This window comes from Pseudomonas sp. SDO5591_S426, from assembly GCF_054070755.1.
The window spans coordinates 1-2,068 of sequence record NZ_JBSVXD010000376.1; the positions used below are offsets into that span (position 1 = coordinate 1).

The window sequence follows — 2,068 nt, forward strand, 5'->3', positions numbered from 1 at the left end:
AGCCCTACGACCCGAAACTTGCGCTTGCCCGGTGAGGTTCAAGACGGTATCTACATTTGGAATGAGTTTCCCTGTAGGAGCTGCCGCAGGCTGCGATCTTTTTTGTGGCCGTTACACCGATCCAAACAAGATCAGAACCACTCATCCTGCATCGTCAGGCACACATCATCCCGAGCCTCAAGAATCGCCAATTCATGATGGCAACCCGGCACTTCCCACGTCAGGAAATACCGCGCCGCCTGCAACTTGCCTTTATAGAAGGCCACATCCGCCGCATTGCCCTTGGCCAACCCTTCCTCGGCACGAATCGCCTGTTCCAGCCAGCGCCAGCCGATTACGGTATGCCCGAAAACTTTCAGATATAGCGCCGAGTTCGCCAGGCTGCTGTTGACCTTACCCTGCGCCAGATCGGTCAGCAGGCCGATGGTCACGGTTTGCAGGCGTGCCACCAGTTTATCCAGCGGTTCGCGCAATGGTGTCAGCGATTCAAATGCCTGGGCACGTTCGGCGGTTTCAGCGATCAGGCGGATCAGTTGCTTGAGCCCGGACCCGCCGTTTTGTGCCAGCTTGCGGCCCAAAAGATCCAGCGACTGAATGCCGTGGGTGCCTTCATGGATCGGGTTCAGGCGGTTGTCGCGGTAGTACTGCTCCACCGGGTATTCGCGGGTGTAACCGTGGCCGCCAAGAATCTGGATCGCCAGTTCATTGGCTTTGAGGCAAAACTCCGATGGCCAGGATTTGACGATTGGCGTCAGCAGGTCCAGCAGTTCGTGGGCTTGCTTGCGCTCGGCTTCGGACCCCAGCGTTGTGGTGTCATCGAACAGGCGCGCGGCGTACAGACCGAGGTCGAACGAGCCTTCGACGTAGGCCTTTTGGGTCAGCAGCATGCGTTTGACGTCGGCGTGATTGATGATCGCCACCGGCGCGGTGTTCGGGTCCTTGCTGTCCGGCACTCGTCCCTGCGGACGCTCGCGGGCGTATTCCAACGAATACAGATACCCGGCGTAACCCAGCATCACCGCTCCCATGCCGACGCCGATCCGCGCCTCGTTCATCATCTGGAACATGTAGCTCAGGCCCTGGTGCGGCTTGCCCACCAGATAGCCGACGCACTCACCGTTATCGCCGAAGTTAAGCGCTGTGGACGTAGTGCCGCGCCAGCCCATCTTGTGGAACAGCCCGGCCAGCAGCACGTCATTGCGCTTGCCGAGGCTGCCGTCATCGTTGACCAGGAACTTGGGCACGATGAACAGCGAAATCCCTTTCACGCCAGCCGGCGCGTCTGGCAACTTGGCTAGCACCATGTGCACGATATTTTCCGACAGTGGGTGATCACCACCGGAGATGAAGATCTTGTTGCCCTTGAGGCGATAAGTGCCGTCAGACGCAGGCTCGGCTCGGGTACGAATATCCGACAGCGATGAGCCGGCGTGCGGTTCGGTCAGGGCCATGGTGCCGAAGAAACGCCCGTCGATCATCGGTTGCAGGAAGCGGCGCTTCTGCTCGTCGGTGCCGAAGCTTTCGATCAGGTTCGCCGCGCCCATGGTCAGGAACGGATAGGACGTCGAAGCGGCGTTGGCTGACTGGAAGTGCGAAAAACAGGCCTGGGAAAGTAGTGTAGGAAGTTGCATGCCACCCGCGTCGAAACTGCGCGCAGCGTTGAGAAAACCGGCTTCAAGGAAGGCATCTACCGCCGGTTTCACTTCCGGAATCAGAATCGCCTGACCGTTCTCATAGCGCGGCTCGTTCTCGTCGCCCTTGCGGTTGTGCGGGGCGAAGAACTTTTCGGCGATGCTGCGGGCGGTGCTGATGGCCGCATCGAAGGTCTCGCGATTGTGCTCGGCGAAACGCTCACGCTGGGTCAGGCCCTCGGCATCGAGGACTTCGTACAGCTCGAAAGCCAGATTGCGGGAACTGAGCAACGTCTCGGACATGGCGGCCTACCTTTTATTGGAGTGGACCGAGTCTAGGCTGGCGAATAGAGGCTGAACAGGATGATTGATCTTGGTGATGGAGAAGCAAAAGATCGCAGCCTTCGGCAGCTCCTACAGGAAACACATTCCTATTG

At 59.0% G+C, this 2,068-nt stretch carries 1 protein-coding gene; it reads right to left on the reverse strand.

What is annotated here, in order from left to right; translation table 11 throughout:
- Positions 1-131 precede the first annotated feature (131 nt).
- Complete coding sequence (locus ACW9JC_RS30090) at positions 132-1,934, reverse strand: acyl-CoA dehydrogenase (protein ID WP_457459601.1); 1,803 nt, start codon at positions 1,932-1,934, stop codon at positions 132-134.
- Positions 1,935-2,068: the final 134 nt, after the last annotated feature.